Genomic DNA, 25,759 nt, shown 5'->3' with positions numbered 1-25,759 from the left:
GATTGCCAGGGTAATTTCTTTAATGGCCCCGAAGTTTTTTTAAGTGCTATGACCTACACAATTGCACACCTGGATACTGCCTGCAGATTGCTGGAATCCTATAATGGCCAATTGCCATTTGCGGCCTTCCTCAAGCAATATTTCAGTTCAAATAAAAAGCATGGATCCCGTGACAGGAAACAGATCGGGCACCTATGTTATGCCTATTTCCGCCTGGGGCATGCTTTCAGGCAGCTGCCGAGTCAGGAGAGGGTAATACTTGGTTTGTTCTTGTGTGCAGAAGGGCCGGATAATATGTTGGCTGCTTTAAGGCCTGAATGGAATGGGTTTGCCGGTACTGGGGTCATTGAGAAATTGCAATTGGCAGGATACCATGCAGGTGATCTGACCATTTTTCCTTGGCTCGATCAATTGGGCGGGGATATTGATGGTTTTTCCTTTTCAACTTCACACCTCTACCAGCCACATTTGTACGCAAGGATAAGACCTGGGAAGGATAGGAAAGTAATGGACAAGCTTATGATGCTTGGGACAAAGTTTGAACGAATCGGCAAATCTGCCATTCAATTACCCAATGGATTTAAACTTGAAGAGCATTTTCTTGTCAACACTGATCTCGTTGTGCAGGACCTGAGCTCGCAAGAGGTTGCCGGGCCCATGACCATGGCTGCAGGAATAGCCCAACCGGTCGTTTCGGGCAGGTTAAAGGCCTGGGATTGTTGCGCTGCTTCCGGTGGTAAGTCCATCCTCGCGGTCGATACCCTTGGGAATATTGATCTAACGGTTACTGATATCCGAACTTCTATCCTGGCGAACCTTAAGAAAAGGTTTTCCGAAGCGGGTATCAGGAATTATCATCAGTTTGAGGCGGATATGGCGACTTATGACGGAGCTAAAAAGAATTTCGACCTTGTTATTGCAGATGTGCCCTGTTCCGGGAGTGGTACCTGGGGGAGAACGCCTGAGCAACTCGTATATTTTGACCCTGGGTCCATAGAACAATTCAGTTCCCTTCAAAAGAGAATTGCTGTCAATGCAAGTAGGGGACTTAAGCCCGGGGGGTGCCTTTTATATATTACCTGTTCTGCTTTCAGGGACGAAAATGAAGGGGTAATCGACTGGTTGACTGCTAATACAGCATTGAAACTGCAATCAAAGGGTTACCTAAAAGGCTACGAACATAGGGCGGACACCATGTTCGCGGCGGTGTTGTGCAAGCCTGTTTAAAGATTCCGTACTTATTAGTTGTGGCTGATCATCCGGAGTTTGATCCCGAAGCCGGTCCTTACATACCTGTTGTCGTTATTCAACTGCGTTTCCCAGGTTAAAAGTTCTTTATATATCATTCCTATTCCCCAACCGTATACCTCTTTACTATAGGTTCTGGCGCTATAGGCATTCGGGTTTTCAGGAGCGCCATCGGTCTCATCCGCCTGGAGGATACTAATGGTGTTGTCAACCGGGGTGTTCAGCGGGGTAAAGGAAGCCCCGATATCCTGGTATTGGTATTCCCATTCGTCAAGGTAATCCAGTTCTGTCCCGAGGGTGGTATTGATATGGCGGTTGCCAAACCAGGTCTTGCCTTCCACAACCGGCGCGATGAGCTTAATGTAGCGTTGGTTGTTATCGATCACTTCCACATCCTCAAAATTGGGTGTCACCAGGTAGGTGGCCAGCGGTTTCCAATCGGCTTCGTTGGTACTATTGAGTGATCGGATATAACGGAATATACGCCAGCTTTTCCTTCCCAGGTTGTCCATTACTTCCTGGTCCACTTCATCCTTGGCCTGGTAACTTCTTACAATAAAATCTGTATTGGAACCTTCCTTCCTGACAGTGGAGTCCAACTGGTAAATAATGTATTTACCTGGCTGCAGATTGAAGTATTCCTCTGGCCTGGTGGTTTCCAGTGTCGCAGACTCTTTCCCACAGGCGCCCAGCGCTACCATTCCTGAAAGGATAAGTGTTTTGAAAAGGATCGATCTCATATGTGGTTCATGGTACTGATGATAGACAAAGCTAAAGATCTGGCTGTTGCTTTGCAATAAAAAACCAAGCCAATTGTGGCCTGGTTTAAACGATTTTCCGCCGGTCTTTATTGCTTAACCCAGTGTGATGGGCTGGCGCTGGATGATGCCGCCCCCGATCACATCATCACCCTCATAAAATACCGCACTTTGTCCGGGCGCAACACCTTTAACGTCCTCAAAGAATTGCACCTTAACCCCATTTTCGTGCTGGTAAAGGGTGGAGAGGGAGCCTTTATCCTTGTAGCGGATCTTGGTGGTGGCTTCCATGCCATCGGTGATGCCCTCATACTTGATCCAGTTGATCTTGCTTATTACGGCCTCAGTGCGATTGAGGTCCTCTTCGTCACCCAGCACCACTGTATTGGTCTCGGGAATGATACCCGTTACATAAACCGGTTTGCCGAAAGTTACCTCCAGGCCTTTGCGCTGGCCGATGGTATAGAAAGGATAACCTTTGTGTTTGCCAAGTACCTTTCCATTTTTATCAACGAAATTGCCATTGGCAACCTTTTCTTCCAGGCCTTCCACTTTCTTTTTCAGGAAACCCCTGTAGTCATTGTCCGGCACAAAGCAGATCTCGTAGCTCTCCGCTTTTTTGGCCAGTTCAGGATAGCCGAAATCATGGGCCATCTGCCTGATCTCGGTCTTGCGGTACTTACCAAGGGGTAATAGGGTCCTGCTGAGCAGGTCCTGCTGCAGTCCCCAAAGCACATAGCTCTGGTCTTTCAGTTCATCGAGGCCCTTGCTGATGTAAAACCTGCCATTACGGTGTTGGTGCACATTGGCGTAATGCCCGGTAGCAATAAAATCGCATTCCAGTGCATCGGCCCGTTTCAACAATGCCCTCCACTTGATATGGGTATTGCACATCACGCAGGGGTTGGGAGTCCTTCCCGCGAGGTATTCATCAACGAAATTCTCGATCACAAAATCCCCGAACTCTTCCCTGATATCCAGTACAAAGTGCGGGAATCCATGCTGTACTGCGGCCATCCTCGCATCGTTGAAGGAGTCGAGGTTGCAGCACCCGGTTTCCTTTTTGCTGGCCCCTGATGTAGCATAATCCCATGTTTTCATGGTGATGCCCACTACCTCGTACCCTTCCTGGTGCAACATCAGTGCCGTTACGGTACTGTCAATACCGCCACTCATCGCCACCAAAACCTTTCCTTTCCGGCTCATATATATCCTTTAAGGCTGCAAATATACGAAGGAAATAATTCATTGTTGTATATGCAAATATATAGGTGGCCTTCCTGGGGAATTTAGGATAAAAGGAAGTTATCAACATAGCGTAAGGGTGGGGGAGGAAGGAGACCACAAAACTGTAAATTGCCTTCCTGAATATTTTTATTACGCAGCTAAATTTATTATTATGATCAAGCTTCAAGTCATCGGGAACTTAGGAAAGGATTGTGTGACCAACAATGTTAACGGAAGATCTGTATTGAATTTTAACGTTGCCCATACGGAGAAGTATCGTGACAGCCAGGGTAACCAGCAGGAGAAGACCATTTGGGTAGAATGTGCATATTGGACAGACAGGACCGCTATTGCGCCTTATTTGCGCAAGGGTACCCAGGTATATGTTGAAGGCACCCCAGAAGTGAGGACCTATCCCAAGAATGACGGCACTACAGGTGCATCCCTGACCCTTAGGGTACAGAATGTGCAGTTGTTGGGCAGTAAGACTGAAGGACAGCAGGGTGGTTACCAGCAGCCGGGGCAACAGCAGTATGGTGGCGGAAATAATTACGGCAACAATAGCTTTAATGCCGCGCCGGCACCAGCTATGCAGCAACCCTCTTCTATGCCTATGGAAGATGACCTGCCCTTCTAATAAGGATGAAATGAAATAACGTACCAGCCGCTGCCTTTTCAAGGTCAGCGGTTTTTGTTTGTGTTGCATTCAAAGGCAAAACTGTTATTTTGCTTTATGGCAGATCAAATCATTTCTTATCCCCAACTGAAGGGGTTTACAGAATCCGTATTCCTTGCAATGGGATGTCCCGACGCAGATGCCGCGACCGCTGCAACAGTATTACTGAGTGCTGACCTGAGGGGGATCGATTCCCATGGCGTGGCCCGCCTGAGTGGGTATGTAAGGCTTTGGGAAGCTGGTCGCGTTAACGCCACCCCCTCCCTGAGAATCATCCATGAAACCCCGTCAACCGCTGTAGTGGATGGTGATAGCGGGCTTGGGCTGGTGGTTGCCCCATTCGCCATGAAGGTAGCCATGGATAAGGCGGCCGCGGTAGGAACAGGCTGGGTAAGTGTACAGAACAGCAACCACTATGGGATCGCTGGTTACCATGCCATGATGGCCCTGGAAAAGGATATGATCGGTATCAGCATGACCAATGCCAGCCCACTGGTGGCACCTACCTTTTCTGTTGAACGTTTGTTGGGGACCAATCCCATATGCGTAGCCATTCCCGCAGGCGGGGAGCCGGCATTTGTGGCCGACCTGGCTACAACTACCGCAGCTAACGGAAAACTGGAGATATTGCAAAGAAAGAACCTGGATGCGCCACAGGGTTGGATCCAGGATAAGGACGGCATCTCTACGGTTGATGCACATGCCTTGAAAACCGGTGGCGCATTGTTACCGCTCGGTGGGGACCGCGAGCACGGCAGCCATAAGGGGTACGCGCTTGGCTCAATAGTCGATATCTTTTCAGCCGTACTCAGCGGGGCCAATTATGGACCCTGGGTTCCTCCTTTCCCGGCCTATGTGCCGATGCCTACCGGGATGCCAGGTAAAGGGATAGGGCATTTCTTTGGCGCCATGCGGATCGATGCTTTCCGCCCTGCCGATGATTTCAAGGAGCATATGGATAACTGGATCAGGCGCTTCCGTTCTGCAAAGCCGGTAGAAGGGCAGGAGAAGGTATTGATACCTGGTGATCCTGAGCGGGAAATGGAAGGGGAAAGAATGCAAAAGGGAATCCCCCTGTTAGCCCCTGTGGTGAAGGACCTGGAAGATCTTGCCCAAAAATTCGCGATCAAGTTTTAACTTCGGAGACTTTTGCTTGCCATCCTGGAACGGTATGAGGCGTTCAGTTTTCACCTACCAGAAACTTTTTGGGGATTTCTATTGACCGGACATTATCATTGGTGTCCGGGTCGAATATTTATGAATCAATAAAAACAAACTACGCTCAATGAAAGTAATGAAGTTCGGTGGCACCTCCGTTGGAAAGTCGGAGAGGATGCACCAGGTGGCTCAACTGATCACAAGGGATAACGAACCCAAGATCGTGGTACTAAGTGCTTTAAGCGGAACTACCAATACGCTGGTGGCTATTGGTGAAGCCTTGTCAAAAGGCGATAAACAGGAAGCGAAACAGGTAATTGATAACCTGGAACAGCACTATAAAAACTTCATTACCGCGCTGGTGAAACAGGATACTTCCAGGGAGAAGGCCAATGCCATCATTGCCGAGCATTTCGAATTCTTGAATATCATCACCAAGATATCCTTTAATGAAGCGCTCAATAAGGATATCCTTGCGCAGGGGGAACTGATGAGTACAAAACTATTCTGTGTTTACCTGGAGGAAATAGGCGTAAAGCATTTCCTGTTGCCGGCATTGGAATTCATGAGCATTGATGCGAATGACGAACCGCAGTTGCCGTCCATTCGCCAGAAACTGACCGCTTTACTCGAGCAGCATAAGGATATAGCACTCTTTATTACGCAGGGTTATATCTGCCGTAATGCAAGGGGGGAAGTAGATAACCTTAAGCGTGGCGGCAGTGACTATACTGCATCATTGGTTGCTGCTGCTGCGAATGCATCTGTGTGTGAGATCTGGACCGATATTGACGGGATGCATAACAATGACCCACGCGTGGTAAAGAAAACCATTCCGGTTGAGCAATTGAGCTTTGAGGAAGCCGCGGAGTTGGCCTACTTCGGCGCGAAGATCCTGCACCCTACCTGTATCTGGCCGGCCCAACAGGAAAAGGTACCGGTAAAACTGCTGAATACCATGCAACCTGAGGCAGCAGGAACGGTTATCACCAAGGACGCTGGTTCTGTTGGGGTGAAGGCCATCGCTGCAAAGGATGGGATCATTGCCATCAATATCAAGAGCACCAGGATGTTGCTGGCCTATGGTTTCCTCAGGAAAATCTTCGAGGTTTTCGAGAAATACCGCACACCTATTGATATGATCACCACTTCAGAGGTAGCTGTATCTGTAACGATCGATAATCCCGCCTTCCTTGATGCTATCGTAAAGGAACTGGAGCCATTCGGTAATATTGAAGTGGACAGGGACCAGACCATTGTTTCTATTGTTGGTAATGATATTGCCCAGACCCAGGATATCCTGAGCAAGCTTTTTGAAGCCCTGAAGCCCGTTCCGGTCAGGATGGTGAGCTATGGGGGAAGCCGGCACAATGTATCCCTGCTCATCCCGGGTAATTATAAGACAGAAACTCTTCAGTTGTTGAATAAAGGGCTCTTTGGCCTGGAATGATATTAATATGTGCAAACAAAAGCCGCCAGGATACTGGCGGCTTTTTTATTGACAAACGCATCGATTTAGAACTTTGTGGTCCTGATCAGAAGGTCCTGGTCGGCCATCCATTGTTGCACATATTTCATCCACTTTACATCGGAGGTTTTATTTACCATGCCAAAGCCATGGCCCCCTTTATCGTAGAGGTAAATGTCATGTTTTACCTTGTTTTGTTCAAGTGATGCGGCGAAGGCCATAGAATTCTCATACTTTACGGCTTTGTCGTCCTTTGCATGCACAAGGAAGGTAGGCGGGGTTTTCTTGGTGACCTGCTGCTCGGCAGAGAAGAACATTACCTGTTTCTTATCCGGCGTCTTCCCGAGGAGTTGCTCACGGGAACCCTTATGCGCAAGTTCATCCGTAAAACTGATCACCGGGTAAACAAGGATCATGAAGTCGGGCCTCAGGGAAGTCTTCAATGGGTTATCTATTTCTGCTTTATCAAAATGTACACCGGCAGATGCCGCCAGGTGGCCCCCGGCACTGAATCCCATAATGCCGATCTGCTTGGGGTTAAGCTGCCAGATCTTGGCCTTATCCCTTACCATTTGAATGGCCCTTTGCGCATCCTGCAGTGGGGCAATGCTTTTGTCCTTCATAATGGCATCATCAGGAAGCCGGTACTTCAACACGAATGCGGTAACTCCCCATTTGGTAAATTCCCTGGCTACATCAGCTCCTTCATGGCCTGCTGCCAGGAGGCGGTATCCGCCACCGGGACAAATGATCACAGCTGTACCATTTGATTTCCCCGCATCCGGAAGGTAAACGGTCAGGGTGGGCTTTGATACATTGTAGATCCTAAGAATACCATCGCTGCCGGTTTCAGCGCGTTCATCATTGTTTCCGGCAATGGAATTGGGGACCTCCTTATCATACAAGGGAAGTTCTTCCTGGGCATGGAGGTTCATAGCTAACATGGCCGTTGTCATTAATGCTATCAATTGTTTCATTGATCAGGATTGTGGTCAATAAAGATATTCCTCAAATTGCAGCTTTTAATGTTAAAGGCTAACAAAAAAGCCGCTGGGGAACAGCGGCTTTTTTTATTAGATGATCAGCATGGCGTCGCCATAACTGAAGAACCTGTATTTATCCTTGATGGCCTTCTTATAAGCCTCCATAGCCAGGTCATATCCTGCAAATGCACAGGTCATGATGAGCAAGCTGGTCTTGGGGAGATGGAAATTGGTCACCAATGAGTCGGCAATGGAAAACTCATAAGGCGGATGGATAAAATGATTGGTCCATCCTTCTGATGGTTTCAACAGTTTTTCTGCAGTGAAGGAAGATTCAATTGCGCGCATGGTAGTGGTACCAATAGAACAGATCCTGTGCCCGCTTGTCTTGGCTTTGTTGACGATCTGGCAGGCGGTATCATCTATGCGGTAGTATTCAGCATCCATCTTGTGCTTGCTCAGGTCTTCCACTTCAATAGGCCTGAATGTGCCCAATCCGGTATGAAGGGTAACCTCGGAAAAGCGGATACCCTTGATCTCAAGACGCTTGATCAATTCCCTGCTGAAATGCAAACCTGCCGTGGGTGCTGCAACTGCACCTTCATGCTTGGCATATACAGTTTGGTAGCGCTCTTTATCCTCTTCATCAGGCTTGCGCTTGATGTATTTGGGGAGGGGCGTTTCACCAAGGAATTCCAGCATCTGGCGGAATTCTTCGTCAGTGCCATCCCAGAGAAAGCGAATGGTCCTTCCACGGCTGGTGGTATTATCGATTACCTCTGCAACCAGTTCATCATTCTCTCCGAAATAGAGTTTATTACCAACCCTGATCTTCCTTGCGGGATCAACAATCACATCCCACAAGCGATTTGGCTTGTTCAATTCGCGCAGGAGGAAGACTTCGATCTTGGCACCTGTCTTCTCCTTTCGGCCATACATACGCGCGGGGAATACTTTCGTGTTATTAACGATGAACACGTCCTTATCGTCGAAATACTCGAGGATATCCCTGAAATACTTGTTCTCGATCTGGCCCGTTTTGCGGTGAACCACCATCATACGGCTGTCTTCACGTTTTTTCGCAGGGTGCTGGGCAATAAGGTTTAGGGGAAGGTCGAACTTGAACTGTGATAACTTCATGTGTTAACTGTTTTGCTATCAAACGGCCACATGAAACAAACCAGGAGGGAACGCGGGTTCAGGGGTCTGTACATCCCGGTCTTACGGCACCGGGTTTGTTATCATGTTACGGCATGATTTGGAAGGCTGCAAAGGTACGAAATATTGGATATTACCGGTAAAATCTGTCGGGACCCCCAAATTCTATTTCATCTTCTTGAAAATCTATTAGTTATGTGTGTTCATTTGAAGGTAACAGGTATCAGCGAATCGGGTTCCTTCCGGGTATGGCTTCCAGCAATTTCCGGGTATAGGCCGATTGGGGGGAGTTCCATATCTCCTTCACTTCGCCGATCTCTTCGATCTTCCCCTTATTCATGACCATGATCCGGTCACTGATATATTTCACTACCCCAAGATCATGCGAAATGAAGATAGCCGTGAATCCATGGACCTGCTTCAGGTCATTGATCAGGTTCAATACCTGGGCCTGAACACTAACATCCAATGCACTCACACTTTCGTCAAAAACGATAAAGTCGGGGGCTAATACCAATGCGCGGGCAATGCCTATCCTTTGCCTTTGACCGCCACTAAACGCATGAGGGTAACGATTGAAATGTTCCGCCTTAAGGCTAACCTGTTCCAGTAGGGCTATTGCATGGTCCTTTCTTTCCCTGGAATTCCTTCCCTTTCCATGGACAGATAATACTTCAGTCAGGGCATCACCAATAGTGATCCTGGGATTCAGCGAGGAATAGGGATCCTGGAAAACAACCTGTACCTCCTTTCTCATCGGCAACAGTTCACTCCCTTGCATCTGCAGGAGGTCCTTTCTTTTGTACCAGATATGACCGGAACGCGCTGGGATCAACCGTAGCAGGCACCTTCCCAGGGTGGTCTTTCCGCAACCGGATTCCCCGACAATACCAAGGGTTTCCCCTTCATAAACCTCAAAACTTACATCGTCTACTGCCTTATTGTACGCAATTGGGGTGCCCCAAATATTCCTTGCCTTGGGAAACCAGGCCTCCAGGTTTTCCACCCTGATCAGGGGTTCCCTTTGGGCCAAAGCATCTTTGCTTTCAGGTGCGTAAACCGGGATACCTGAATCTGCCGGTTGGGAACGGGCAGCAATGGGTAAAGGTTGCTGCAGATCCCCGTCTTCCACCCAAAAGTCACTGACAACGGGTAGTCTTTTTCCCTTAGCATGTAAGATTGGACGGCAGGCCAACAATGCCTTGGTATATGGGTGTTGGGGACTGTTGAAAATAGTTGATGTGGATCCTTGCTCTACAATTTTTCCACGGTACATCACAACCACCTTGTGAGCGATCTCCGCCACAATCCCCAGGTCATGGGTAATAAAGATCATCCCCATCCTGTTCCTTTCCTGGACCTCTTTCAATAACTCCAGGATACTTTTTTGAACGGTTACATCAAGGGCGGTGGTGGGTTCATCCGCTATCAATAGGTCAGGCTCGCCGCTAATGGCCATAGCGATCATGACCCTTTGTTTTTGCCCTCCGCTAATTTCATGGGGGTATTTCCGGAAGATCTTTTCCGGTTCTGGAAGTTTCACTTCAGTGAATAACCTGATGGTCTCTTTTTGGGCATCCGCCCTGCTCATTTTCCTACGACGGGTGATCGCCTCAACTACCTGCTCGCCGCAGGAAAATACAGGGTTGAGGGAGGTCATGGGCTCTTGGAAGATCATGCTGAGCTTGTTCCCGCGAAGGTCCTGAAATTGTTCTGGAGGGCATTTCAAAAGGTCAAGCGGTGCATCTCCTGACCTGAACCAGATCTCTCCCTTGGGGTAATGGACTTTTGCTTCGGGCAACAATCCAAGAATGGAAAGGCAGGTGACAGATTTGCCTGATCCTGATTCCCCTACAACAGCAACTACTTCTCCGCGATTTACAGAAAAAGATACCCCTTTCACGGCTTCAGTGGTCTGTCCCTCATTCCTGAAAACCACGGTGAGGTCGCTGATGGAAAGTAGCGGCTCGTTCAAATCGGTTGCTTATTTATCCAGTTTCCTGATATTCTTAATGGCCAGTTTTTGTTCGGGCGTAGGATAGTACATCATACAAACGGCACAATTTTCAGCCTCTGGTTGTTCAACTATCTCAAAACTGAACCTGTCGCCTTCTTTTAATCCTGTTTTACCAAATGAACAGGGATTGGCAACTGCAAACGCTGCAATATAGCTTGCATTACGTTTATCATCCTTCCAGTTAGCGGCTAATTTTCCCGGGTCAAGATTGCCTTTTTCAAGGGTTACCACATAATGGCCACAATTTTCCACCACTACTAATTTACCTACAAGGCCAGCGCCGGTTTGATTTGTTGCGGTCTTGCAGGCCCCAAGGATAATCAGGGATAGGGCAAGCAGGGAGAAGTACTTTTTCATTGTATTTGGTTTAATGGTCTAGAATCGTAGGTGCCTCACCGTTAGTCCATCATTGATCAGTTGTTTGAGGGAATCAATTCCGATCTTAATATGGTTCTCTACATACTCCCCGGTTACCTTTTTATCGCTTTCCTCTGTCTTCACCCCTTCGGGAACCATTGGGGAATCGCTGACCAGCAGTAGTGCTCCGGTAGGTATTTTGTTGTAAAAGCCAACCGAGAAAATGGTGGCTGTTTCCATATCAATGGCATAAGCCCTGACCCTTTTCAGGTATTCCTTGAACTCCTCATCGTGTTCCCAAACCCGTCTGTTGGTGGTGTACACGGTTCCTGTCCAGTAATCAACACCGTAGTCGCGGATAGTGGTGGAAACCGCCTTTTGCAAGGCGAATGCCGGTAGTGCCGGGACTTCAGGCGGGAAATAGTCGTTGGAAGTACCCTCGCCCCTTATGGCGGCAATTGGTAATACCAGGTCTCCAACCTTATTGCGCTTTTTCAGACCACCACATTTCCCGAGGAATAGCACGGCCTTGGGCTCAATGGCGGTTAACAGGTCCATGATGGTGGCGGCTGTAGGACTTCCCATACCGAAATTGATGATGGTGATATCATCTGCTGTGGCGCATTGCATTGGCCTGCCAACACCGATCACTTCCACATTGTGCCACTTGGCGAAAAGGTCCACGTAATTGCTGAAGTTGGTGAGGAGGATGTACTTGCCAAAATTTTCAAGTTGCTGACCGGTGTAACGGGGTAACCAGTTCTGTACAATTTCTTCTTTGGTCTTCATACGTCTTTTTTTACAATGCTTTCTGAAAAGTAAATTTTTGCAATATACAATTTTGTAGCCGCTCCTGTTGACTGTTTTTTAAATCCTTTAGCTTTGTCCAATGGTGCAAGTTGCTTTTCCGGAGCATGATTTCAGGATGCGGAATAACGCTGGTAAGCGGCAGGTATATGATGAATGCCGCCGCAAATGGGTGGCATTCACACCTGAAGAGTGGGTCAGGCAGAACTTCCTCCAATATCTCCTCAAAGTATTGAACTACCCGGGAAGCCTGATCGCTGTGGAGAAAGAACTGGTATTAGGGGAGTTGAAAAAAAGGTTCGACATACTGGTGTATAACCAGGCCCATCAGCCCTGGTTGATGGTGGAGTGCAAGGCTATGGATGTGCGGTTGGACGAAGAGGTACTCCACCAGGTGCTCCGATATAATATGGCCATGCCAGTCCGGTACCTGGTGATCACCAATGGACATTTTTCCTATTGTTTCGAAAGAAAGGATAATGGACTGGACATGAGGTTGGAATTGCCTTCCCATTCCTGACCCGGACTGATGTTACTGTACACGCTGCATGGTCCCGAAAATAACAAGACCCTCCACCAGGGAGGGTCTTGAAGGTATATAGGTTGTTCCTGTTAGGGGAAGATACCCAGTTCTGCGTAGCTGGTAGCAACCTTATTGATCGCAACAACATAAGCAGCGGTACGCATATCAGGAATGGAAGGATTCTTCTTCCAGCAATCCATGATCTCTCGGGTAGCAGTGATCATGGTTTCTTCCAGGCCACTGTATACCAGGTCTACTTCATCAGGACCATGTTCGATCACCATCTTTTCGGCTTCATTCACTCTCTTGCCGGTCAGTGATTCGATCTGGCTGATGATGTTCTTGTTCTGGTTCTCGGTAAAACGCTTTTCCAAACGACCATAACGAACGTGGCTCAGGTTCTTCAACCACTCGAAGTAAGAAACGGTTACACCACCTGCATTCAGGTACATATCTGGCACAACGAGTATTCCTTTAGAGGCAAATACTTCATCAGCTTCTGGGGTAAGCGGTCCGTTCGCTGCTTCACCAATGATCTTTGCCTTGATGCGGGGTGCATTGTCGCCATTGATCACGTTTTCGAGGGCAGCCGGGATAAGGATCTCGCAATCCAGTTCCAGTGCTTCGTTGGAATTGGTGATATTGGTTGCACCAGGGAAGTTCAGGATAGAGCCTGTTTTCTTACGGTGCTGGAAAACCTCTTCTTCATTCAATCCTGCAGGGTTCATGATCGCACCTTCATATTCTGCAATGGCGATCACTTTGGCGCCGCCTTCGCGGAAGAACTTGGCAGCATGGTAACCCACGTTGCCCAGACCCTGAACAACTACGGTCTTGCCAGCAATACCAACAGAAAGACCAAGGCGCTCCATCACATCTGTCATGTTACAAACCTCACGGATACCGTAGAAAACACCAAGGCCGGTTGCTTCACGGCGACCGCGAACACCACCCTGGGTAACAGGCTTGCCGGTAACGCAACCCAATGCGTCAACCTCACCTGGTTTCATACTCATATAAGTATCGAGGATCCAGGCCATTTCACGTTCACCTGTTCCATAGTCAGGCGCAGGAACATCAGTACCGGGTCCGATGAAGTTCTTCTTGATCAATTCGTGGGTATAACGACGTGTGATCTTCTCCAATTCATATGGGGTATACTTCTTAGGATCGATACTGATACCGCCTTTTGCACCACCGAATGGAACGTTTACGATAGCGCACTTGTAGGTCATCAAAGCCGCAAGCGCCATCACTTCGTCAAGGTTTACGGAAGTGGCAAAACGGATACCACCCTTACAAGGTGTTTTGTGATGGGAGTGTTGTACCCTATAAGCCTTAATAACTTCGATCTTATCGCCGATTTTTACAGGGAAGTGCATACGATACACAGAGTTGCACTGCTTGATCTGCTCCAGGATTCCTGGATCCCAGTTGGTGAATTGTGCCGCTTTGTCAAAGCTCTTTTCCACTGCTCCAAAGAAGCTGTACTCTTGATGTGCTGACATGATTTAGTTTTTAGAACGTTGTTTTATATGGTATTTCAATCGTTGACGGAAGGAGGGGATCACTTATCCTTTTCCATTTTGCTGATCTTTCGGTCAATGCTGACCAGGTAGGCTACTACGCCGGCAAGGATGGTTACAACTACGGCTACCACCACGTATATTTTGCCATTAGAGCGCAATCCATCAGCCATTTGAACAGGCTCATCCGGCATGGTTTGCTGGGCAGCCAGGTTCAGGCTAAACAGGACCAACAATAGCAATGCGCTTATACGGGAGATCATCTTATGCATGATTCAGTTTTTGTTCTTCAATGGTTCTGAGCCTGATTCGGAGTGATGTTATCCAAACCCCGAGGAGGGTCCAGCCCGGAACGGCCACAGGCCAAAACAGCATCCGCATCCTGCTGTCAATATCATTGGTGTTGAGTGCTGGGTTGCCCATGCCCCCTGGGTGCAGGCTTTCCACTAACCTTGGAATGATCCAGATCGTGGGGAATAACATGGCAAACGCGAAAATATTGTATACCGCTCCGATTTTTGCTCGTTTATCGATGTCTACCATGGAGTTCCTGAGCACTAGGTAAGCAAAATAGATCAAGATGGCAATTGCCGCCCCGAGCTGCTTGGGGTCATTGCTCCAGGGCTTTCCCCAGGTGTAATTGGCCCATATCATTCCGGTCAGCAGGCCCAGGAGGCCAAACAGGATTCCTGTGTTGGCATATTCTACCGCCATCAGGTCATGTCTTGGATTGCCGCCCCTCAGGTATTTAACTGAGTTCACTACGGAAACGATAAAGAATATCATCATGCCAAACCACATGGCGACATGGAAATAGAGATTCCTTATGGTTTCATTAAGGATGGGCTTGGCCGGTACTCCCCCCAGGAAACCTGCTATTGAGATCACGAACAGGAGGAGGATACACAATATTTTCCACCACGATAGGCGCATACGAATAATTATAGTTCAGGGCCCCGGTCAGGTGAAAGAATGATAGCAAGCTCCCGGAGGCCGAATAAGTGGGGCAAAATTAGGGGAAAACTGTTCTCAAAGACAGTCTGGCCTTATTGGTTTCCAATGGATTTGTTAAAAGATAAGATAGACTGGCTATCCCTTGATTTTTTTGAATTTACCTGCTCTCCCCCTGAATCTCCCGAAAAGAATGAAGGTTATTATTATAAAATATTCAGGTCCAGGCTTTACCAGGTAATAATACTAGGGTTGAAATGCTGACCCGTGGGCTAGTCCTTCCAGAGGAATGGGAAAAGGATGATGGCAAGTGCCATAACCATAATATCCAGGCCCAGTAATAAAAGGACGATCATGCCCAAACTATCCAGGATGACCTGGCTAAAGGCAGTATTGGCTAGTTTCATGGTGAGCAATAACTGGGGAATGATCAGGGGAAAGCCAAGAATGGCCATCAGAGCTGCATTTTGCTGGGCCCTTGCGGCAATTGCTGAAAGGAACGTAAAAACGAGGCTTAAGCCAGTACCGCCCAAAACTGCTATACCCATGAACTTCAATCCGTTGGAAACAGGGTTGCCAAGTAACAGGCTGAACAATAACCAGCCCACTAAGCTGAGCAATCCCATCAAAACGATATTGAAAATCAGTTTTGCCAAAATGAAATCCCTTGGGCCGGCTATAGTATAAAAATACAGCATGCGTCCCCTGCTTTCCTGTAAGAAGCTCTTGGCAACGGCATTCACGCATACAAATAGCTGGATCATCCAAAAAAGGCCATTCCAGACCTGGTCTTCCGGTTGACCCATGGCGAGGTAAAGCACAAAGATGGTGCTGGCCACATAGAGGATGATGCCATAAAAGGTGTATTGCTGGCGTAATTCCAGCAACAGGTCTTTTTTTAACAAGGCTATTACATGCTTCAAATCCGGTACTTTTTAGGTATGGTTCTAAGGTCTATCTGGTTCATTTTCATGGTAGCAGGTCCGGCAACGAGGCTCATAGGACTCTTTTTCACCCAGCAATACCTGCCCATCCTTCAAAACGGTGCGGTAGCTATAGTTGGCAATATTTCCACATTTCACACAGATGGCATGCAACTTGGTGATATAATCTGCTTTGGCCAGTAGGAAGGGCATTTGTCCAAAAGGCTTGCCCTTGTAGTCCATGTCGAGTCCCGCAACGATCACCCTGATTCCCCTGAGCGCCAATTGGTCGCACACTTCAGGGAGCTGGTCGTCAAAGAACTGGGCCTCGTCTATGCCAACTACATCCACCTCACTGGCTAACAGGAGAATGGTTTGGGAATTGTCAATAGGGGTGGATTGGATAGCGTTTTCGTCATGGGACACAATATTCTGCTCATCATAGCGTACATCAATAGCAGGTTTGAATATTTCGACCCGTAAATTGGCAATCCGCGCCCTTTTCAACCTTCGGATCAATTCCTCGGTCTTGCCCGAGAACATGGATCCGCAGATAACCTCTATCCACCCCCGGCGTTCTCCTGAAAGATTTGGTTCAATAAACATGTAAATGTTATTAAAAAGGGTACAAAATTGTATAACTTTATGAAATCCAATACTAACCCAAAAGTACCATATCGTATGGAAAGAGTAAGAGCCCTGGTTAACAAGTTGCAGGAACAACTTGATCAGCAAGCCGATGCTTCGGCCTTGCTGGTAACCCTCCAATTGTTACAAACAGAATTGCTTGCCGTACAATCCATCCCTTCCAACCGTACCGGGTCTGCAAAAGTAGCGGTTGTTTTACCAAATCCATCCCATTTGCCTGAACGTAATGTACAGGAGCCTGTTCCCCACCAGGAAGCCCCTGAACCTGAACCTACACAGCATATTCCTGCACAAGAGCCTCAACAGGATTGGCTGCATACCCTTATGCAGGAGATCCCGACACTTGCCCACCAGAAAGAGATCCGCGAGTTGAATGAAGTGATCAGCCAGCAGCAATCTGCCTCTCTCAACGAAAGGCTAAAAGTAAATACCGTAGAGGTGGCAGAAGTGATCAACCGGGAACCCATTAACGATCTGCGCAAGGCCATTGGCATCAATGACCGGTTTGTATTTGTGAATGAGCTTTTCCGTGGCGATGAAGTAATGTATGAGCGCAGCATCAAGACCATTAACTCCTTTAATGTCCTGCAGGAGGCTGAGTTTTGGATGCAAAGGGAACTTATCCTGAAATTGGGCTGGGACGATACGAAGGAAAGTGTCCGTCATTTCCGTCAATTGGTCAGGAGGCGGTTTGCTTCAATGTGATCGAGGATGATCTTGCTGGCCCCCTGGTTTTTCCAGACAAATTCCCTGGCAATGCCGGATGCTTCTTCGTAAAAAGCAGGATCAGTAAGCAATTGATCAATTTTCCTTTCCAGTTCCAATGCATTGCCAACAGGGAAAGCGCCCCCCTTTTCAACCAGGCCAATAGCTTCCGCATATTTATCGTAAACCGGGCCGAAAACCACAGGTTTACCGTAGACTGCAGCTTCCAGAATATTGTGGATGCCATCCTCCCCGAATCCCCCGCCCACAAAAGCGATAGTGGCATAATGGTATAGCCTCGACAGCATCCCGATATTATCGATTATAAGAACATTCTTCCCGTTGAGTTTTAGCTTTTCTTCTTCCGGAAGGTCCAACCATTGGGAGTACCTGATGGTATGGCGGAATAGTTGTTCTATTTCTTTTAAATGCGCATCAGACAACTCGTGAGGGGCAATGATAAATTTAAGTCCCGGATGGGTATTGGCATAGTGGTCGAGCTCCTCCTCGTCCTCCGGCCATGTACTTCCCGCTACAATTACCCTGCTGCTGCCAATGAATCTTTCAATAGGTGCAATCGGTAAGAATTTTTCAGCGATTTCAATAACCCTGTCGTACCGGGTATCCCCCGCCAGGGTCACCTGCGTTATTCCGGCTGTTGCCAGTAGGTCAACCGAGGTGTCATTTTGTACGAAAAGGTGATGAAAGCAATGCAGCATATGCCGGTGAAGGTTGCCATACCATTTGAAGAATGGTTGGCTATCCCGGAAAATACCGGAAACCAGTATTACCGGGATTTTTCGTTTTTGCATCTGGGTAAGGAAGTAGTACCAGAATTCATATTTTACCCAGATCACCATTTTCGGTTGTACAATATCCAGGAATTTCCTGGCCGATTGTGGGGAGTCCATTGGGAGGTAAAAAATGTAATCCGCCCCATTATATCCCCTGGCTGCCTCATAGCCGGAAGGGGAGAAGAAGGTAAGAAGGATACGGCATTCCGGATGGGCTACTTTTATTTTTTCCAGGAGTGGGCGCCCCTGTTCAAATTCCCCCAGTGAGGCGAGGTGCATCCATATTACCGGTTCCTGGTTTTCCCTGAATGCCTTCACCAGGCTGGAAAACAGGTCTTTCCGTCCAATGATCCATCGCCTCGCCTTGCTGTTCCATGGGGCAATCAGGCCAAGCAAGGCCCGGTACAAAATCAGGAAAATATTATATAATAAGAGGCTCACGATCTGGAATTTAAGGATTGGCAAAGCTAAAATCAAAGTTTTACCCTACCTATATTTTGCTATTTTTGTGGCCATTTTTAAAATAAGTAAAGAAGTTTATGCGGCCGATACAGATGGTAGACCTCAAACAGCAGTATCTCAAGATCAAGCCTGAAGTGGATGCAGCGATACATGCGGTTTTGGATAGTGTGGCATTCATCAATGGAAAAGCTGTTCAGGATTTTGCTGCTAGCCTGGCCAATTACCTTGGCTCCAAACATGTGATTCCCTGCGCCAATGGAACAGATGCCCTGCAGATTGCCATGATGGCCCTGGACCTCCAGCCGGGTGATGAAGTGATCACGCCTTCATTTACCTATATAGCAACAACGGAAGTGGTTGCTTTGCTGCGTTTGAAACCTGTTTTCGTTGATGTGGATCCCAAGACCTTTTGTATGGATCCCGCAGCCCTTGAGAAAGCCATAACGCCAAAAACAAAGGCCATTGTGCCTGTACACCTCTATGGTCAGGCTGCAAACATGGAAGCTATTATGGCTATAGCCAATAAGCATGCTATCCCAGTGATCGAAGACAATGCCCAGGCTATAGGAAGCGACTTTTATTTCAGTGATGGTGCTGTTAAGAAGACCGGAACCATTGGTACAATAGGATGTACCAGTTTCTTCCCTTCCAAGAATCTTGGTTGTTACGGCGATGGCGGCGCTATTTGCACCAATGATGATGAACTGGCTGCCAGGATCCGCATGATCGCCAATCATGGACAAAGTAAGCGCTATTATCATGACCTGGTTGGATGCAACAGTCGTCTGGATAGCATCCAGGCCGCAGTATTGAACGTTAAACTTCCCTTGTTGGACAGTTATATTGAAGCCAGGAGGAAGGCTGCCGATTTCTACGACAAGGCATTTGCGAACCATCCCCGCATTACCGTACCATACAGGGATCAGAACAATAAACATGTATTTCACCAATATACCCTGGTCCTGGAAGGTGTAGACAGGGATGGTCTCAACCAGTACCTCGCGGATAAGCAGGTGCCTTCCATGATCTATTATCCGGTTCCTGCCCACCGTCAGCAGATGTTTGAGTCATATGGCGGTAGTGAATTTAATTTGCCGACCACCGATTGGCTGACCGAAAGGGTGATCTCTTTGCCCATGCATACCGAATTAGACGAGGAACAGCTGAATTACATTGTTGGCAATGTTCTTGAGTATATCAAATAATTTATCAATCATTAAACCAAGCTCCTTCACCAAATGAAAATTGCAGTAGTTGGAACAGGCTATGTAGGCCTTGTAACAGGTACATGTTTCGCGGAAACCGGAAATGAAGTAACCTGCGTGGATATAGATGCGAGAAAAGTAGAGAAACTCTCTAATGGGGAGATCACTATCTATGAACCCGGGCTTGAAAAGCTCTTCCTGCGTAACCTGAAGGAAGGTAGGCTAAAATTTACTACTAACCTTGCCGAGGGTATCAGGGATGCGGTTATCGTATTCCTGGCACTGCCTACTCCTCCCGGTGAAGATGGTTCGGCTGACCTAAAATATGTATTGGGAGTAGCGGAAGATATCGGCAAGCTGCTGACAGATTATAAAGTGCTGGTGGATAAAAGTACTGTTCCAGTTGGTACAGCAGAAAAGGTAAGGGCCGCGGTGGAGAAAAACTTTAAAGGGGAATTCGACGTGGTTTCGAATCCGGAATTCCTGCGCGAAGGAGTTGCCGTTGATGATTTCATGAAACCCGACAGGGTTGTGGTGGGTACCACTTCAGAGCGGGCCCGTAAACTGATGAATGACCTCTATAGTCCTTTTGTTCGCTCAGGAAACCCGGTCATCTTCATGGATGAGCGTTCAGCTGAACTGACCAAATATGCCGCCAATTCATTCCTTGCCACCAAGATCTCTTTCATGAACGAGATCGCCCAGTTGTGTGAGCGGCTTGGTGCTGATGTTGATATGGTCAGGAAAGGAATTGGAAGTGATGACAGGATCGGCAAGAGATTCCTGTTCCCAGGTATCGGTTATGGCGGTTCCTGTTTTCCCAAGGATGTTCAGGCCCTGGTAAAGTCATCTAGTGAGGTAGATTATGATTTCCAGATCCTTAATGCCGTAATGGATGTTAATGAAAAGCAGAAGCTTCATTTATTGCCTAAAGTGTTGAATTATTTCAACGGGGACCTGAAGGGCAAGCATTTCGCGTTATGGGGATTGGCATTCAAACCCAATACTGATGATATCAGGGAAGCTCCGGCACTTTACATCATCGAAGCCTTACTGGAAGCTGGTGCCACCCTTACTGCTTTTGATCCTGAAGCTATGAAGAATGTAAAGGAGTTGTTGGGCGATAAGATCCAGTATGCTGCCAACCAATACGAGGCATTGGTGGGAGCAGACGCGCTGATCATCGCTACTGAATGGAATGAATTCAGGACCCCTGATTTCCTCAAGATAGTAAGTGCTTTGAAGAATAAGGTGATCTTCGACGGAAGGAACCTTTTTGATGTAGAGGCTATTGCAGAGCTGGGATTCCATTATGAGAGCGTTGGCCGTAAACCCGTAATTAAAAAGTAATCAACTTATCCATGAGTAGGAAAAGAGTATTGATCACAGGTGCTGCCGGATTTTTAGGTTCGCATTTATGTGATCGTTTCATAAAGGAAGGATTTCATGTAATCGGCATGGATAACCTGATAACAGGTGATTTGCGCAATATCGAACACCTGTTCAAACTGGAGCATTTCGAGTTCTATCATCATGATGTCAGCAAATTCATCCATGTTCCGGGTGAATTGCACTATATCCTTCATTTTGCTTCACCGGCCAGCCCCATCGATTACCTCAAGATACCCATCCAGACCCTTAAGGTGGGGGCCTTGGGAACACACAATTGCCTAGGCCTGGCGAAGGTTAAAAAGGCAAGGATACTGGTAGCTTCCACTTCTGAAGTTTATGGGGACCCATTGGTGCACCCTCAAACTGAGGATTATTGGGGAAATGTAAACCCTGTTGGGCCCCGCGGCGTTTATGACGAGGCCAAGCGATTCATGGAATCCATTACCATGGCCTACCATACCTACCACGGGGTAGAGACAAGGATCGTGAGGATATTCAACACCTATGGCCCCAGGATGCGCCTGAATGACGGTCGCGCCCTGCCAGCTTTCATTGGCCAGGCACTCAGGGGGGAAGACCTTACTGTTTTCGGGGACGGTTCCCAAACCCGTTCCTTCTGCTATGTTGATGACCTGATCGAAGGAATTTATCGCTTGCTAATGAGTGATTATGCCTATCCGGTCAATGTGGGTAACCCTGACGAGATATCCCTTAAGGACTTTGCCGAGGAGATCATTAAGCTTACCGGTACAACACAGAAGATCGTTTACAAGCCGCTTCCGCAGGATGATCCCAAGCAACGCCAGCCCGATATAACCAGGGCAAAGGAATTGCTGGGCTGGGAACCAAAGGTGAGCAGGGCAGAGGGGGTGAAGGTTACATACGAATACTTCAAATCATTGCCTAAGGAGGAGTTGTACAAGTTGCCTAAGGACTTTAATAAAAAGTAGTATGGGAGTATACCAGGACCTTGTCACGGGTGCATCCAGACTAGCTGTGATCGGACTGGGATATGTCGGACTTCCACTGCTCGAGGAGTTTGCTAAACATATAAATGTTGTTGGCTTTGATATTGATGGTAGAAAGGTTAAGGAAGCAGAATCCTACCTGGCCAACCGTTTCCGGCATATTGAAAATGAATCGGTAAAGGAGATCATGCTTACCAGCGAATTGTCTGGAGTAAAAGGGGTTTCCTTTTATGTCATTACGGTGCCAACTCCTGTTGATAAGTATAAGGTTCCTGATATCGGGCATTTATTGGATGCTTCCAGTAAGGTCGGCGGATTGCTGAAGAAAGGAGATTATGTGGTATACGAATCCACCACTTATCCTGGTTGTACTGAAGATGAATGCATTCCTGTATTGGAGGCGAACTCAGGGTTAAAGGCCGGTGTGGATTTTAAAGTTGGTTATTCACCGGAAAGAATCAACCCCGGCGATCAGCTACATGGAATCAGGAATGTCGTAAAGGTGGTAGCCGGCTTGGATCAGCAGTCGCTTGACGAAATATCAGAAGTTTACAGCCTCATCGTTGAAGCTGGCATTTTTAAAGCAGCTTCGATAAAAGTAGCTGAAGCCAGTAAGATTGTAGAGAACACCCAGCGTGATATCAATATTGCCCTGATGAATGAACTCTCAGGTATTTTCGACCTGATTGGGATTAACACCTATGATGTATTGGAAGCCGCGGCAACCAAATGGAATTTCCTTCCTTTTAAGCCTGGCCTGGTGGGTGGCCATTGCATCAGCGTTGATCCTTATTACCTGAACTATAAAGCTTCATCACTGGGCTACCACGCCAAATTGATCGCAGCCAGCAGGCTGGTTAATGATGAAATGGCTTTGCAATTGGCCCGTAAGATCATCAGGTATATCCTGCCATTGTCTGCTGACCCAAAAGTCCTGGTAAAAGGCGTGACCTTTAAGGAGAATGTCGGGGATATCAGGAATTCCAAAATAATTGACACCGTTAAGGAACTGCAGTCGTATAATATCAGGGTAGACCTGGAAGATCCATATGCAGATAGGTGGAAGGTTAGGCAGGAATATGGGATGGATTTGGTGGAAACCCCCGCCAAAGGGTATGATGCTGTAGTTATAACCGTTCCCCATCACCCCTATATTGACCTGGATGATGCGTATTTTGCAGCTATATCCAGCGAGCACGCCGTAATTGTAGACCTTAAGGGGATATACCGGAAAAGAATACATTCACGCACGTATTGGAGTTTATGACGAAAAATTTTGAAAGATCAATCCTGGTTACCGGTGGAGCCGGTTTTATTGGCTCCCATGTGGTAAGGCTGTTGGTCAATAAATACCCTGGATACAGGATCGTGAATCTTGATGCCCTGACCTATGCTGGCAACCTTGAGAACCTTAAGGATATTGAAGGTGCAGCTAATTATGTATTTGAGAAAGGGGATATTGCCGATGAGCAATTAGTAGGGAGCCTGTTCAATACCTATGCTTTTGATGGGGTGATCCACCTTGCAGCAGAAAGTCACGTCGATCGGAGTATACTTGACCCCCTTCAGTTTGTCAGGACCAATGTACTGGGTACGGTAGTGCTGCTAAATGTTGCTAAAAAAGCATGGCAAGGTAATTATGAAGGGAAACGTTTTTACCATGTTTCTACCGATGAAGTTTATGGGTCACTTGGCGAAGAAGGATTCTTCACAGAAACTACCGCATACGACCCCAGGTCTCCTTATTCGGCTTCCAAGGCTTCCTCTGACCATTTTGTAATGGCCTATCACCATACCTATCATTTGCCCGTAGTGATCAGCAATTGTTCCAATAACTATGGTTCCCATCATTTTCCTGAAAAGTTGATCCCCCTGATGATCAATAATATCAGGAATAATAAACCTTTACCGGTTTATGGAAAGGGCGAGAATATCAGGGACTGGTTGTGGGTGGAAGATCATGCCAGGGCAATTGACCTGATCTACCATAAAGGGAAAGATGGCGAAAAGTATAATGTGGGAGGGTTCAATGAGTGGAAGAATATTGATCTCGTTCACTTATTGTGCAGGATCATGGATAGGAAACTAGGAAGGGAAGAGGGGGCATCTGCAAAATTGATCACCTATGTCACCGATAGGCCAGGGCACGACCTTAGGTATGCCATCGATGCCACAAAACTCAATACTGAACTGGGTTGGCAGCCTTCCCTACAATTTGAGGAAGGGTTGGAGAAGACGGTTGATTGGTACCTCCAGAACCAGGAATGGGTTGATCATGTCACTTCCGGTGATTACCAAAGCTATTATGAAACGCAATACCACAAACGCTAATCCCAATTGTACCTATGGCATTCGTTGAAACAGGATTTCCCAGGTTACTTATTTATGAACCAAAGATATTTGGGGATGATCGTGGTTATTTTTTCGAATCCTACAATGAAAGAACTTTCAGGGATAATGGCATTGAAATAAAGTTTGTACAGGATAACCAAGCCAGGTCAACCTATGGCGTGGTAAGGGGCTTGCATTACCAGCAACCACCCTATGCCCAAACCAAACTCATTAGGGTCCTGGAAGGGGTGATCCTTGATGTGGTAGTGGATTGCAGGAATGGCTCCCCAACATTTGGCAAAGTCTTCAGCCTTGAATTGAGCGCTGCTAATAAGAAGCAATTACTGGTACCCAAGGGGTTTGCCCATGGGTATTCGGTTTTATCCCCTACTGCGGAAGTAATATATAAATGCGACGAATTCTATAATAGGGAAAGTGAAGGAGGGGTGATGTACAATGACCCATTTCTTGCCATAGATTGGGGAATCCAACCACCAGAGATGATCCTTTCTGAAAAGGATAAAGTACTGCCTTTATTCCATGCTATAGAACAACCCTTTACTTTTGAAGGATGAAGAAGATCTTGGTAACCGGTGCCAATGGACAATTGGGGAGCGAACTGCAACAGGTCGCACCCTTGTTTCCGGAATTCCTGTTCCTGTTTACAGATAAGGAGGAGTTGTCAATAGATAGTGAAGAAGCTGTAAAGGATTTCTTCCAGCAACACCGCCCAGATTATTGTATCAACTGTGCTGCCTACACCGCCGTTGATAGGGCAGAGTCAGATAGATTCCTTGCTGGTATCATTAATGCCGACGCCCCGGCTTACCTGGCAAAGGCCTGTAAGGAATCGGGTGCTGCCATCGTCCATATTTCCACAGATTATGTATTTGATGGCACAGCAAGGTCGCCGATCAGGGAAGACACAAAACCGGCTCCCATCAGTGTATATGGAGCAACCAAACTCAATGGGGAGAAGGCTGTCCTGGAAAACTGCGAGGAATCGATCATCATCAGGACTGCATGGGTGTATTCCGCTTATGGCCACAATTTTGTTAAGACCATGCTGAGGCTAATGAATGAGCGGGAGGAAATATCCGTTGTTAATGATCAAATAGGTTCACCTACCTATGCAGCCGACCTTGCCAGGTGTATCATGGAAATCATCAGGCAATGGGATAAGCAAGATGACCGATCAGTGCTTTCCGGGGTCTACCACTATTCCAATGAAGGGGAGATCTCCTGGTATGAATTTGCTGTTGCAATTGCCGCAATGACTGGCAGCCATTGCAGGGTCAACCCCATTCCAACAAGCGCATACCCAACCCCTGCAAAAAGGCCGGGGTATAGTGTTTTTGATAAATCAAAGATCAAGGCCGTTTTTGGTATTGAAATACCCTATTGGAAGGATAGCCTCCAGGCCTGTTTGCTTCAATTACAGCGATACCTTGCGTAAAAAAAGCAGGGGAGCCCT

At 47.4% G+C, this 25,759-nt stretch carries 26 protein-coding genes; 13 read left to right on the top strand and 13 right to left on the bottom strand.

The window, feature by feature from the left end:
* The first annotated feature begins 48 nt into the window (after positions 1-48).
* The gene (locus KJS94_RS08300) at positions 49-1,227 is read left to right on the top strand and encodes an RsmB/NOP family class I SAM-dependent RNA methyltransferase (RefSeq protein WP_214447686.1); all 1,179 of its coding nucleotides are present in this window, start codon (positions 49-51) and stop codon (positions 1,225-1,227) included.
* Between the two features lie 14 nt (positions 1,228-1,241).
* On the opposite strand, the gene KJS94_RS08295 is transcribed toward KJS94_RS08300, so the two are convergent.
* Positions 1,242-1,988, bottom strand: coding sequence for a hypothetical protein (locus KJS94_RS08295; RefSeq protein WP_214447687.1), 747 nt, complete (start codon positions 1,986-1,988; stop codon positions 1,242-1,244).
* A gap of 114 nt (positions 1,989-2,102) precedes the next feature.
* Positions 2,103-3,212: a tRNA 2-thiouridine(34) synthase MnmA gene (gene mnmA / locus KJS94_RS08290; RefSeq protein ID WP_214447688.1), complete on the bottom strand. Its 1,110-nt coding sequence runs from the start codon at positions 3,210-3,212 to the stop codon at positions 2,103-2,105.
* A gap of 193 nt (positions 3,213-3,405) precedes the next feature.
* Here mnmA and KJS94_RS08285 point away from each other — a divergent pair, with 193 nt between their 5' ends.
* The 3 genes from KJS94_RS08285 (at position 3,406) to KJS94_RS08275 (ending at position 6,517) form a co-directional block, all read left to right on the top strand.
* Complete coding sequence (locus KJS94_RS08285; protein ID WP_214447689.1) at positions 3,406-3,870, top strand: single-stranded DNA-binding protein; 465 nt, start codon at positions 3,406-3,408, stop codon at positions 3,868-3,870.
* 96 nt (positions 3,871-3,966) lie between these two features.
* Entirely contained in the window at positions 3,967-5,046 is a 1,080-nt protein-coding gene (locus KJS94_RS08280) for an Ldh family oxidoreductase (protein WP_214447690.1), read from the top strand.
* Positions 5,047-5,194: 148 nt separating this feature from the next.
* On the top strand, positions 5,195-6,517 hold the full coding sequence (locus tag KJS94_RS08275; protein ID WP_214447691.1) for an aspartate kinase: 1,323 nt from the start codon (positions 5,195-5,197) through the stop codon (positions 6,515-6,517).
* Between the two features lie 65 nt (positions 6,518-6,582).
* Here the strand turns inward: KJS94_RS08275 and KJS94_RS08270 are convergent, their stop codons facing one another.
* From KJS94_RS08270 to KJS94_RS08250, 5 genes are all read right to left on the bottom strand, one after another.
* Entirely contained in the window at positions 6,583-7,512 is a 930-nt protein-coding gene (locus KJS94_RS08270) for an alpha/beta hydrolase (RefSeq protein WP_214447692.1), read from the bottom strand.
* 96 nt (positions 7,513-7,608) lie between these two features.
* On the bottom strand, positions 7,609-8,658 hold the full coding sequence (queA, locus tag KJS94_RS08265; protein WP_214447693.1) for a tRNA preQ1(34) S-adenosylmethionine ribosyltransferase-isomerase QueA: 1,050 nt from the start codon (positions 8,656-8,658) through the stop codon (positions 7,609-7,611).
* A gap of 241 nt (positions 8,659-8,899) precedes the next feature.
* Positions 8,900-10,651: an ABC transporter ATP-binding protein gene (locus KJS94_RS08260; protein WP_214447694.1), complete on the bottom strand. Its 1,752-nt coding sequence runs from the start codon at positions 10,649-10,651 to the stop codon at positions 8,900-8,902.
* A 9-nt stretch (positions 10,652-10,660) separates the two neighbouring features.
* Positions 10,661-11,050 carry a hypothetical protein gene (locus KJS94_RS08255; RefSeq protein ID WP_214447695.1) on the bottom strand — a complete coding sequence of 130 codons (390 nt, stop codon included), beginning with the start codon at positions 11,048-11,050 and terminating at the stop codon, positions 10,661-10,663.
* 18 nt (positions 11,051-11,068) lie between these two features.
* Positions 11,069-11,839, bottom strand: coding sequence for an AMP nucleosidase (locus KJS94_RS08250; RefSeq protein ID WP_214447696.1), 771 nt, complete (start codon positions 11,837-11,839; stop codon positions 11,069-11,071).
* Between the two features lie 100 nt (positions 11,840-11,939).
* Here KJS94_RS08250 and KJS94_RS08245 point away from each other — a divergent pair, with 100 nt between their 5' ends.
* On the top strand, positions 11,940-12,377 hold the full coding sequence (locus tag KJS94_RS08245; RefSeq protein WP_214447697.1) for a type I restriction enzyme HsdR N-terminal domain-containing protein: 438 nt from the start codon (positions 11,940-11,942) through the stop codon (positions 12,375-12,377).
* A 92-nt stretch (positions 12,378-12,469) separates the two neighbouring features.
* On the opposite strand, the gene KJS94_RS08240 is transcribed toward KJS94_RS08245, so the two are convergent.
* The 5 genes from KJS94_RS08240 to KJS94_RS08220 all read right to left on the bottom strand — a co-directional run bounded on the left by KJS94_RS08240 (position 12,470) and on the right by KJS94_RS08220 (position 16,386).
* Entirely contained in the window at positions 12,470-13,888 is a 1,419-nt protein-coding gene (locus KJS94_RS08240; protein WP_214447698.1) for a Glu/Leu/Phe/Val family dehydrogenase, read from the bottom strand.
* Between the two features lie 59 nt (positions 13,889-13,947).
* Entirely contained in the window at positions 13,948-14,178 is a 231-nt protein-coding gene (locus KJS94_RS08235; protein WP_214447699.1) for a CcmD family protein, read from the bottom strand.
* The gene (gene ccsA, locus KJS94_RS08230) at positions 14,171-14,839 is read right to left on the bottom strand and encodes a cytochrome c biogenesis protein CcsA (protein WP_214447700.1); all 669 of its coding nucleotides are present in this window, start codon (positions 14,837-14,839) and stop codon (positions 14,171-14,173) included. Before ccsA ends, KJS94_RS08235 begins: the two co-directional genes overlap by 8 nt.
* Before the next feature lie 290 nt (positions 14,840-15,129).
* Entirely contained in the window at positions 15,130-15,780 is a 651-nt protein-coding gene (locus KJS94_RS08225; protein ID WP_214447701.1) for a heme exporter protein CcmB, read from the bottom strand.
* Positions 15,781-15,804: 24 nt separating this feature from the next.
* The gene (locus KJS94_RS08220; protein WP_214447702.1) at positions 15,805-16,386 is read right to left on the bottom strand and encodes a thymidine kinase; all 582 of its coding nucleotides are present in this window, start codon (positions 16,384-16,386) and stop codon (positions 15,805-15,807) included.
* Between the two features lie 75 nt (positions 16,387-16,461).
* Here KJS94_RS08220 and KJS94_RS08215 point away from each other — a divergent pair, with 75 nt between their 5' ends.
* A complete protein-coding gene (locus KJS94_RS08215; RefSeq protein ID WP_214447703.1) occupies positions 16,462-17,133 on the top strand; it encodes a DUF8457 domain-containing protein in 672 nt (223 codons plus the stop codon).
* On the opposite strand, the gene KJS94_RS08210 is transcribed toward KJS94_RS08215, so the two are convergent.
* The gene (locus tag KJS94_RS08210; protein WP_214447704.1) at positions 17,100-18,368 is read right to left on the bottom strand and encodes a 3-deoxy-D-manno-octulosonic acid transferase; all 1,269 of its coding nucleotides are present in this window, start codon (positions 18,366-18,368) and stop codon (positions 17,100-17,102) included. The genes KJS94_RS08215 and KJS94_RS08210 overlap by 34 nt on opposite strands.
* 98 nt (positions 18,369-18,466) lie before the next feature.
* Between KJS94_RS08210 and KJS94_RS08205 the strand changes: the two genes are divergently transcribed.
* The 7 genes from KJS94_RS08205 to rfbD are packed head-to-tail and all read left to right on the top strand — an operon-like array spanning position 18,467 to position 25,741.
* The gene (locus tag KJS94_RS08205; RefSeq protein ID WP_214447705.1) at positions 18,467-19,594 is read left to right on the top strand and encodes a DegT/DnrJ/EryC1/StrS family aminotransferase; all 1,128 of its coding nucleotides are present in this window, start codon (positions 18,467-18,469) and stop codon (positions 19,592-19,594) included.
* Positions 19,595-19,627: 33 nt separating this feature from the next.
* Entirely contained in the window at positions 19,628-20,944 is a 1,317-nt protein-coding gene (locus tag KJS94_RS08200) for a UDP-glucose dehydrogenase family protein (protein ID WP_214447706.1), read from the top strand.
* Positions 20,945-20,955: 11 nt separating this feature from the next.
* Complete coding sequence (locus tag KJS94_RS08195; RefSeq protein WP_214447707.1) at positions 20,956-21,936, top strand: UDP-glucuronic acid decarboxylase family protein; 981 nt, start codon at positions 20,956-20,958, stop codon at positions 21,934-21,936.
* A gap of 1 nt (position 21,937) precedes the next feature.
* Complete coding sequence (locus KJS94_RS08190) at positions 21,938-23,221, top strand: nucleotide sugar dehydrogenase (RefSeq protein ID WP_214447708.1); 1,284 nt, start codon at positions 21,938-21,940, stop codon at positions 23,219-23,221.
* Positions 23,218-24,285: a dTDP-glucose 4,6-dehydratase gene (rfbB, locus tag KJS94_RS08185; RefSeq protein ID WP_214447709.1), complete on the top strand. Its 1,068-nt coding sequence runs from the start codon at positions 23,218-23,220 to the stop codon at positions 24,283-24,285. Before KJS94_RS08190 ends, rfbB begins: the two co-directional genes overlap by 4 nt.
* Before the next feature lie 14 nt (positions 24,286-24,299).
* Positions 24,300-24,860 (top strand): dTDP-4-dehydrorhamnose 3,5-epimerase, encoded by a 561-nt coding sequence (gene rfbC, locus KJS94_RS08180; protein WP_214447710.1) that lies wholly within the window; start codon positions 24,300-24,302, stop codon positions 24,858-24,860.
* On the top strand, positions 24,857-25,741 hold the full coding sequence (gene rfbD / locus KJS94_RS08175) for a dTDP-4-dehydrorhamnose reductase (protein WP_214447711.1): 885 nt from the start codon (positions 24,857-24,859) through the stop codon (positions 25,739-25,741). Before rfbC ends, rfbD begins: the two co-directional genes overlap by 4 nt.
* Positions 25,742-25,759: the final 18 nt, after the last annotated feature.

Source organism: Flavihumibacter rivuli (assembly GCF_018595685.2).
Lineage (GTDB): Bacteria > Bacteroidota > Bacteroidia > Chitinophagales > Chitinophagaceae > Flavihumibacter > Flavihumibacter rivuli.
This window is presented reverse-complemented; position numbering and strand designations above follow the sequence as displayed.

Coding starts and splice junctions, on each gene's coding strand:
- KJS94_RS08270 (WP_214447692.1), bottom strand. CDS start 7,512: ATGAAACAATTGATAGCATTAATGACAACGGCCATGTTAGCTATGAAC.
- ccsA (WP_214447700.1), bottom strand. CDS start 14,839: ATGCGCCTATCGTGGTGGAAAATATTGTGTATCCTCCTCCTGTTCGTG.
- KJS94_RS08280 (WP_214447690.1), top strand. CDS start 3,967: ATGGCAGATCAAATCATTTCTTATCCCCAACTGAAGGGGTTTACAGAA.
- KJS94_RS08275 (WP_214447691.1), top strand. CDS start 5,195: ATGAAAGTAATGAAGTTCGGTGGCACCTCCGTTGGAAAGTCGGAGAGG.
- KJS94_RS08240 (WP_214447698.1), bottom strand. CDS start 13,888: ATGTCAGCACATCAAGAGTACAGCTTCTTTGGAGCAGTGGAAAAGAGC.
- KJS94_RS08215 (WP_214447703.1), top strand. CDS start 16,462: ATGGAAAGAGTAAGAGCCCTGGTTAACAAGTTGCAGGAACAACTTGAT.
- KJS94_RS08220 (WP_214447702.1), bottom strand. CDS start 16,386: ATGTTTATTGAACCAAATCTTTCAGGAGAACGCCGGGGGTGGATAGAG.
- KJS94_RS08285 (WP_214447689.1), top strand. CDS start 3,406: ATGATCAAGCTTCAAGTCATCGGGAACTTAGGAAAGGATTGTGTGACC.
- KJS94_RS08205 (WP_214447705.1), top strand. CDS start 18,467: ATGCGGCCGATACAGATGGTAGACCTCAAACAGCAGTATCTCAAGATC.
- KJS94_RS08300 (WP_214447686.1), top strand. CDS start 49: ATGACCTACACAATTGCACACCTGGATACTGCCTGCAGATTGCTGGAA.
- mnmA (WP_214447688.1), bottom strand. CDS start 3,212: ATGAGCCGGAAAGGAAAGGTTTTGGTGGCGATGAGTGGCGGTATTGAC.
- rfbB (WP_214447709.1), top strand. CDS start 23,218: ATGACGAAAAATTTTGAAAGATCAATCCTGGTTACCGGTGGAGCCGGT.
- KJS94_RS08255 (WP_214447695.1), bottom strand. CDS start 11,050: ATGAAAAAGTACTTCTCCCTGCTTGCCCTATCCCTGATTATCCTTGGG.
- queA (WP_214447693.1), bottom strand. CDS start 8,658: ATGAAGTTATCACAGTTCAAGTTCGACCTTCCCCTAAACCTTATTGCC.
- KJS94_RS08250 (WP_214447696.1), bottom strand. CDS start 11,839: ATGAAGACCAAAGAAGAAATTGTACAGAACTGGTTACCCCGTTACACC.
- KJS94_RS08190 (WP_214447708.1), top strand. CDS start 21,938: ATGGGAGTATACCAGGACCTTGTCACGGGTGCATCCAGACTAGCTGTG.
- KJS94_RS08200 (WP_214447706.1), top strand. CDS start 19,628: ATGAAAATTGCAGTAGTTGGAACAGGCTATGTAGGCCTTGTAACAGGT.
- rfbD (WP_214447711.1), top strand. CDS start 24,857: ATGAAGAAGATCTTGGTAACCGGTGCCAATGGACAATTGGGGAGCGAA.
- KJS94_RS08295 (WP_214447687.1), bottom strand. CDS start 1,988: ATGAGATCGATCCTTTTCAAAACACTTATCCTTTCAGGAATGGTAGCG.
- KJS94_RS08195 (WP_214447707.1), top strand. CDS start 20,956: ATGAGTAGGAAAAGAGTATTGATCACAGGTGCTGCCGGATTTTTAGGT.
- KJS94_RS08235 (WP_214447699.1), bottom strand. CDS start 14,178: ATGCATAAGATGATCTCCCGTATAAGCGCATTGCTATTGTTGGTCCTG.
- KJS94_RS08245 (WP_214447697.1), top strand. CDS start 11,940: ATGGTGCAAGTTGCTTTTCCGGAGCATGATTTCAGGATGCGGAATAAC.
- rfbC (WP_214447710.1), top strand. CDS start 24,300: ATGGCATTCGTTGAAACAGGATTTCCCAGGTTACTTATTTATGAACCA.